We start from the raw sequence: 8,401 nt of genomic DNA on the forward strand, positions 1-8,401 counted from the left end.
CATTATTAACTGAATTAAAAAATGTAAGTAAAGTTTACTTTAAAATAGATAATATACATATAAATAAAGTAGAACAAATAAATGAGCTTCAAGAAAAATTATTTAAATTATTTAAAATAAAATTATAAAATTTGTGTAGTACACAAATCTATTTTTATTTTCTTGCAAATCCTTGTCTAAATCAAGGATTTAGAAATTTTGTTCTACAAAGATGAGTTTATTATTGCAGAAGGTTAGTTTTTACTATATTTTTACTTTAATAATCTATTGAAATATTCGATAAAAAAATTATATATACATATATTTATTTATATTGTTTTAACTAATTTATATAGTATGTCAGAGTCTCTTTGAGGATTTTCTTTGGAAGATGGAAATCTTGGAAATACAGTATCAGAAGTAAGTCAAGAGGATGTGAAAGCTGTGCAAAATGATCAAAAAAAAGCAAAAAAAGTATTTTCTGATATCAAAAATCAACAAAAAAAAGATAAAATAACTGCTACATTGTTATCATGTATCTTGGAAAATATAAATGATGAGTTATTTGTAAACTTTTATTTATTTTATAAAAAATCTTGAGTTTCAATAAATAGTTTATTTTTTATTTTTGCTCCATTTTTATGAGATAGGTTAGATATGGAAATTTTTTTAGTTTTAAATTATGATAAACCTGATAAATTTAATAATATTTCTTCTTATATAGATTATCTTGATTGATTTATTAAAAATTTTGATTTTTCAAAGCAGGTAAAATATGAATTTGTAAATTTAATTGTATCTATTATTTATAATTATGATCTTTGAAAAGCTTATACAAGTTTATCTGATTTGGATGAACCAGATGTTTACAAAAAAAAGTTAATTGATAGTATTTATAGTGAATTATTTATATAATTAAAATAAACTATATGAAAACAGTTCTTGAGATAAAAGAATTAGAAAAATCTTTTAACAACAATTTTAAAAAAGTAAAAGTTTTGAATTGAGTAAATATTGTTGTTTGAAAATGACAAGTATATTGATTTTTGTGACCAAATTGAAGTGGTAAAACTACTACATTAAAATGTATATTGTGATTTTTGAAATATGATTCATGAACAGTTTCTATATTTGAGCAAAATCCAAATCAAAATAATTCTATTTTTAAAGATATATGATATGCACCAGAAAATGCTTACTTTTATGATCATTTAAATTGAATTGAATTTCTTATTTTTATGTGAGAATTGTCTTGATTGTCCAAACAGAAATCAGAATTAAATTGAATTAATCTTTTGGATAAATTATAACTTTCTTTTGCCAAAACTAAAATGGTAAAATCTTATTCCAAATGAATGAGACAAAGATTAGGTTTGGCAGCTAGTTTAATTAATGATCCAAAAATAGTTTTTTGGGATGAACCTATGAGTGGTCTTGATCCATTAGGTAGGATGGTTGTAAAAGATTTAATGTATGAATTAAAAGAAAAATGAGTTACATTATTTTTTAATACTCATATTTTGTCGGATGTACAAGATATTGCAGATAAATTTGGTATAATATATAATTGAAAAATTATTTATGAAGATATGACCAAAAATTTAAAATCAAATTTGGAAAATATATTTAAAGAAAAAATATATGAAAATGAGAAAGAACTTCAAATAACATAATTTATAATTTAGTATTACAAATGATTTTACTTATAGATAAACCTCAATGACGAACTAGCTTTGATGTTGTTAAAAAAATTAGAAATAAAGAATCTTGAAAAAAGAAAGTATGACACTCTTGAACATTAGATCCTATGGCAACTTGATTATTAGTTTTGTGAACTGATAAAGATACCAAATTATTGGAAAGTATACAAAAATTAGATAAAGATTATATTGCAAATATTGATTTTTCTGTTTTTACAGATACATGGGATATGGATTATCATAATGAAATTATAAATTATGATACAAAAATTATGGACTGAAAATTTTTTTTGCAAAAAGAATGATTAAGTATTTTATCTCCTGATATATTTGATATAAAAAATAAATTAGATTTATTAATTCCAGAATATGAATTACCACTTCCTGCATTTAGTGCAAAAAAAATTAAGTGAAAAAAATCTTATGATTTAGCTAGGAAATGAAATATACTTAAAAGATCTCAAAATATGAAAATGTTTAATTATGAAATAATTGATTATAATTTCCCAAATTTGAAAATAAAATTTACTGTATGAAGTGGTTGTTATATTAGATCTATTGCTTATTGGATTTGAAAAGAATTTAATTTATGATGAACTTTATCATATCTTAGAAGAACTAGAATAGGAGATTATGATATAAAATATGCAAATACTATTTTATAAATTTATTATTTAATTTCATTTTTTGAAATGAATAGTCCTGAAATTATTAATTGAAATATAAAAACATCAAAAAATTGAACATTTGATAAAATGTTATTGCAAAATATAGAAAAAAATTTTTTTCGTCAACAAGTTCCTCATATTTCTCAAAAAAAAGAAAATTTAAAAGAATTATGACTTGATGATGAAAAAGCAAAATATTGGGAAGATAGATCATGTGGTTATATTTGTCTTTTGATGTGATTAAAATATTTTTATGGTGAAATAAATTATGATATAGAAAATATAGATTATGATTCTACAAAATCTTATGATTTTTTTGATTTTTATAATGCAAAAGAAAAATCTTATAAGTTTTTTACTAAAGAAAATGGTTGGTTGCATTATTGATTATTACAAATGGCAAGAGAATTATGACTTTATTGATTTTATAAAAAATTTCCAAAAGAAAAGCAAAAATTTATGATTTCTTTAGTTTCTTCATTAAATGAAAATTATTTTGTAACTGCTAGTGTATGATTTAAGTGATCTATTTCTCAATATTCAAAAGATTCTCATCTATTAGTTATTTCTGGTTATGATATTGAAAAAAATGAATTAATATTGAATGATCCTTATAATCAAAATGAATCCAAGGTTGATATAGATGAATTTTTGGAAAAATTTAATTGAACTGTGTTTATGATTGCTGAAAAACCTGATGAAGAAATGTTGGTTAGTTCTCCATTTTTGATAGAAAAAGATAATGAATGAAAATGAAATTTTACTTCTCTCGTTGTTCATCAAGATGAGACTTCTGCATTAAATTTAGTTGAATCTTTGGATGATGTAGAAAAAATATTTTTTAGACAAAATTGAGAAAGATCTTTAAGATTTCGTGTATGAAATATATTGTTGAGAGTAGATCCTAATAGAATCTTTACAAATGAATGAGCATTAAAAACTATTTTGCAATTAAATAAACATATTATAGATTCTCAAATACAAGATGTAAATAATTATTATAAATATCTTATTGAAAATCCTGATCAAATGACTGAAGAAATTTCTGATGCATTATCTATTGTTAAAAATATAAAAAATTATTTATTATCAAAATTAAATATAGAAAAACCTGTTGTTGCTATTCATAATAATAGATTTATGGATATTTCAAAAAATTTTAAAGAATATGAATTTTATCAAAATAATGATATTCCCAAAAATTGTTTTGTTATAGTTAATAATTTTTCTGATTTTGAAAATTTGATGAAAAATTGAATAAGTGTAGTTTTGATGGATAAAATTGATTGAGATTGATGATTTTCTGATTTTGCAAATATTGAATGAATTAGATATTTTAATATTGAAACTTGATTCAATAATTCTGATATTCAAAAATCATTTTATAATAAAATTTCATCAATTATAGAATTATCTTCATAAATTAATAATTTATATATTTTTTGATATTTGTAATGAAAAAAAAGTTCTTTGTATATAGTTTTTTGTTAATTTTGTTGTCTTTTTTATTTTCTTTTTATTTACTAAATAAAAACTTGATAATAAATAAACAACTTGTAATAAATCATTGAGATTGATTTAGAAATTTAATATCTGATTTTTCTTATTTAGATAAAATTTCATTATTGGCATATAACAAAATAAATAATAAAGATACTTCAATTTTTCCTTGAGTTTACAATTTTAGTTGATCATATACCAAAAGTGAATTTTTTGAAAAAATAAATAAATGACCAGACAAAAATTATACTTATATTACAATAATAGAATGACGATCTATTTATGATATAGATGATTATCTTGCTAATAATTGATATATTAATTTTTGAGATTATATAAATTATGTATCTGATAAAAAAAATATTTCAAAATATATAGAAAAATATGAGTTTTTGAAGTTTGATTTTGAAATAAATAATTTGGAATGATTTCTATATCCTGATACATATAAAATAGATTTATGATGAGATTTTTTATGACAATTAGTTGATTTGCAATTGCAAAATTTTAATAAAAAAGTATGGGAAATGCATAAAAATGATTTTGATTGATTTAATCAAAAATTAAATAAAGATTGAAATAATTATAATTTAAGTTTTTATGATATTATTATTTTGGCATCTATTATAGAAAAAGAAGAAAATCTTAATCAAAATAAACCAGAAATAGCATGAATTTTTATAAATAGATTAAATTCATCATGTCCTTGAGCTTTCAGAATTGATGCCGATATTACATTATGTTATTGATTAAAAAAACCTTATAAATATTGTACTAGTTCGGTTATAGTTGAAAATTTATATGATTCTGATAATTTATATAATACTAGGGCAGTATCTTGACTTACACCAAGTCCTATATCAAATCCTGAATTGATTACAATTGAATCTTTATTAAATTATAATAGTACTAACAAATGTTATTATTTACATGATAATAATTGAAAAATACATTCAAGTGTCAATATACAAGAACACAATATATTAAAAAGTAAATATTTAAATAAATAAAAAACTTTTATAAAAATTGCATTTTAATATATATTATATATAATAGTTAGTATTTATAAACTAATTAAAATCCATACGATGAAATTAGAATCTATTAAGGAGAATTTGTTAGCTTTAGTTTTAGCTTTTATTCTTGCTTTTAGTATAATGTTTGTATTTAGTACTACCGATTTACTGAAAGCTGATATATTGTGAATACAAGATAAAGAAGAGAATATAAGATGAGATGTTTATTCTAATTTAACTTGATGACAGCTTAAAATAGTTTCAAACACTAATCTTAAATGAATATCTGCGGCATCTTTTACAGTTGTTTATGATCCTAGTGAATTAGAAATATTGGCATCTGATTTGGATTCTAAATATAATTTTAATACTAGTTTTAATGAATGAGTAGTAAATATATATATTACTGATATATGAGAGATAAAATTGGAAGATGAAATGTTTGTTATAAATTGAATTTCTTCTGATTATATAGATTCATTAAATGTATCTGATTTTATGTTTAATTTTACTGATTGAAGTTCAGATAGTCCTAATATTACATCTAATTAAAAAATTTATTTTATATTAAAAATTCAATAAACAAAATGAAAATAATATTGACTTTGATTCTTTTTATTCTATCTTTTTGAATATCATTTTGAATGATTGCTGATCTTGATGTATCTATAGAAAAAGATACAGCCGATATGAATGAAACTTTGGATATGACTATTAGAGCATTAGATGCTGATGGTAATGTAGTTGATGATCATGTTTGAAGTGTGCTTATGGTTATTGAAGGTGGTGGTTGATTTGAGTCTGTTGAGTTTCCTAGTGATTGAATTTATGATTTTACTTTGGAAGATCAATGAGAAGTTATATTTACTAAATGATTGACTTTTTTGGAGTCTTGAGAATTTACTATTTTGGTAGAAGATTTGATGGATCCTAATATTAGTTGAACAGCACAAATAAATATTTCTGGTTGATGAAGTGAATATCAATTTGATGTTGATATTTATTCTCCAGCTAATTGAGGAACTGAAACTAGTTCTTCAATAAATGTTATATGAGAAACAAATGCACCAAATACAATATATGAAGTTTTTATAGATTGAGAGATGGTAAAAGAAGATATAACTGATGAAAATTGAGCTATAAATACATATATACAAAATACTTATGAATGAAATGTTTCTATGATTGTTAAATTACTTGATTTAGATTGAAATGTTGTTTGAGAATCTGATGAAATAAGTTTTGATTATTATCCAGAAGATGAAGAAGTATTTCAATCTTTGGAAATAAATCCTTGAAATGAAGTTAATCAATGAGATGATATTGAATTTATAGTTTATACTTCTGATAATGTAGAATCTGTTGATTTGAAATTGGAATGATATCAATCATATTCTATGGATAAAGATTCTAATGGTAAATTTGTAAGAAATATTAAAATTGATGATCCATGATCTTATGAAATTTGATTGGAACTTATGGCTATGTGAAATATGGAAGAATATGATAATGTTGATAATATTAATATATTGGAAAAAAAATTAATAGAAAATGTTAAATTTGTAAAAAATAAAGAAAATAATTCAATTTCTTTTGATTGGCAATATAGAGGACAAATACCAAAATTTATGTTTACATATGCTAATTCTCAAGAAGATGTGATGTCAGAAAATTTAAGAAATGAGATTATAGTAGATGAAAATGAAACAGTTTTGGAATGAGTTGATCTTGATGACGATTTTTATGTAATAGTTTATCCTTTGGATCAAAATGATAATGTTGATTGAGAAGAATCTGGTTTGGTTGTGATTGAATGATCTATGATGGCTTCTCCTAGTTGTCAAGTTTCTTGAATAAAATTGAGATTAGAAAAAATAAATTGAAAAAATTATATAGTTTGGGATGAAATAGATTGAGTAGATACTTATGAGATATATATGTCAGAAAATGAAGTTGCAAATATAAGTGAAATGAAAAAAGTTGCAGATAGAAAGGAAAATAAATATGAATATCCATTTGATCCTGATTCTGAAGAAGAGATTTATAATTGGTATTCTGTAGTTGCTAAATGTTCTGACTGAGAAAGTTTTAATATAGATGGTGTTACTAAAGTTAAAGTATGACCGGTTACTAATATAGTTCTATTTTTATTATTTTCTGTTTTTATTTATATGTCTTATTATATAATTTCTTATTCTAGGAAAAACTAATATAATAGTATTATATATGTAAATATTAATAAAGATATATATTTCTTTAAAAGAAACTATTCATAAATATAATTGAAAAAATTAGTCATTAGATGTAATATATTTGGTTTTTTATATAAAACAAAAAAAGACACAGTTTTTAAGTTTATTAAAATAATGTCTTTTTTTTTGTGTTTGAATTTTAAAACTTATTCTCTACGAATATAACTTATTTTTTAATATCTTATAAATAAAATATTTGAACCTAAAAGTAAAAATGTTCTAAAAAACAAAAAATATAGAAAAAGAGTTGGAAGATGCTATAAAAGAGTAATTAATTAATTTTTAAATTATCTGTTATTAATTTCTTAAAATCTTGTATTCATATTGCTATTTTTTTCATCTCTTTATTTTTTTAATATTACTAAATCTCTTTCATTATATTTTTTTGATCTTCAAAATCAACTTTTTTTTGTTATATTTCCATTTTTTGCCAAGGCAAAAATCAACAAAAAAACATGATAGAAGAATATATCATGTTTTTTTGTTAACTAAATCAAAATAAGTAAAGAGTCAAAGAGAACAAAGAGTCAAATATACGATGAATGATTTTAAAAACAAAACAGATCATTCATCGTTATAGTTCTAAGGCACAGACTACACTAAACCCGAGAACCTTACTATAGGTAGAGCGGTTCACAGTAACGAAACTCGAAAGCAGGTGGCGGGACCAAACAGTACTACCAGACTCAGTACTAGACCACCAGTAACTGTAGATACCTAAACTGTAGAAACTACCAAACGTAATGCGGTAGCCTGGTAATGAAGATATAAGTCATCACATCTTACTATTAGGACCACTTGCATTCCATCCTAAACCATCACATCTCCAGTTGATATTTTCAGAATCAGTACATCACAAGCCGATTTCTAAGGCTTGCCACTGTGCATCAGAAGGAAGAGACCATCAAGCTCATAATTCTTCACATACAGTCATAGCAGCATCCCAATCATATAGTCTACCGTATGTATTACAATTGGAAATATCATCATCATAACACCATGAATTTCCTGCACTTGGAGTGTGTTTCATATTGGTACTAGTCCAACAGTTTCAGTCTGGCATTGATTTAGTTGTATAACTCTCACTTCAATCATTAGTAGAAACTACATCTCAACAAGTCCATGTACTTCCTCAGCCTCCATCACTTGCTCAAGTAGATCATTGTTGTTCTACATATTCATTTACTCAACTAAATACTTCATCCAAACTATCACCTGATAAACTTGTTCCATCTTGTTTTTTTACAATCTCACTATTATCTCATAATACAATAAATGAAGATCAA

The 8,401-nt window shown here is 22.8% G+C and carries 9 protein-coding genes; 8 read left to right on the forward strand and 1 reads right to left on the reverse strand.

Going from position 1 to position 8,401, the window contains the following annotated elements:
- The first annotated feature begins 336 nt into the window (after positions 1 to 336).
- From VAMP_RS03430 to VAMP_RS03465, 8 genes are all read left to right on the forward strand, one after another.
- Positions 337 to 894, forward strand: coding sequence for a hypothetical protein (locus tag VAMP_RS03430; RefSeq protein WP_213349287.1), 558 nt, complete (start codon positions 337 to 339; stop codon positions 892 to 894).
- 14 nt (positions 895 to 908) lie between these two features.
- A complete protein-coding gene (locus tag VAMP_RS03435; RefSeq protein ID WP_213349290.1) occupies positions 909 to 1,289 on the forward strand; it encodes an ATP-binding cassette domain-containing protein in 381 nt (126 codons plus the stop codon).
- 21 nt (positions 1,290 to 1,310) lie between these two features.
- On the forward strand, positions 1,311 to 1,652 hold the full coding sequence (locus tag VAMP_RS03440; protein WP_213349293.1) for an AAA family ATPase: 342 nt from the start codon (positions 1,311 to 1,313) through the stop codon (positions 1,650 to 1,652).
- A 20-nt stretch (positions 1,653 to 1,672) separates the two neighbouring features.
- Positions 1,673 to 2,344 (forward strand): pseudouridine synthase family protein, encoded by a 672-nt coding sequence (locus VAMP_RS03445; RefSeq protein ID WP_213349296.1) that lies wholly within the window; start codon positions 1,673 to 1,675, stop codon positions 2,342 to 2,344.
- A 27-nt stretch (positions 2,345 to 2,371) separates the two neighbouring features.
- On the forward strand, positions 2,372 to 3,769 hold the full coding sequence (locus VAMP_RS03450) for a C39 family peptidase (RefSeq protein WP_213349299.1): 1,398 nt from the start codon (positions 2,372 to 2,374) through the stop codon (positions 3,767 to 3,769).
- Between the two features lie 113 nt (positions 3,770 to 3,882).
- Positions 3,883 to 4,857 carry an endolytic transglycosylase MltG gene (mltG, locus tag VAMP_RS03455; RefSeq protein WP_213349301.1) on the forward strand — a complete coding sequence of 325 codons (975 nt, stop codon included), beginning with the start codon at positions 3,883 to 3,885 and terminating at the stop codon, positions 4,855 to 4,857.
- 78 nt (positions 4,858 to 4,935) lie between these two features.
- Positions 4,936 to 5,415 carry a hypothetical protein gene (locus VAMP_RS03460; protein WP_213349305.1) on the forward strand — a complete coding sequence of 160 codons (480 nt, stop codon included), beginning with the start codon at positions 4,936 to 4,938 and terminating at the stop codon, positions 5,413 to 5,415.
- 35 nt (positions 5,416 to 5,450) lie between these two features.
- A complete protein-coding gene (locus VAMP_RS03465) occupies positions 5,451 to 7,073 on the forward strand; it encodes a hypothetical protein (protein WP_213349307.1) in 1,623 nt (540 codons plus the stop codon).
- Positions 7,074 to 7,689: 616 nt separating this feature from the next.
- Here VAMP_RS03465 and VAMP_RS03470 read toward each other — a convergent pair.
- A partial coding sequence (locus tag VAMP_RS03470; protein ID WP_275052395.1) for an FISUMP domain-containing protein occupies positions 7,690 to 8,401 on the reverse strand: 712 nt, incomplete at its 5' end.

The sequence above is a fragment of the Candidatus Vampirococcus lugosii genome, from assembly GCF_018420025.1.
GTDB classification, from domain to species: Bacteria; Patescibacteriota; Gracilibacteria; order Absconditabacterales; family Absconditicoccaceae; genus Vampirococcus; species Vampirococcus lugosii.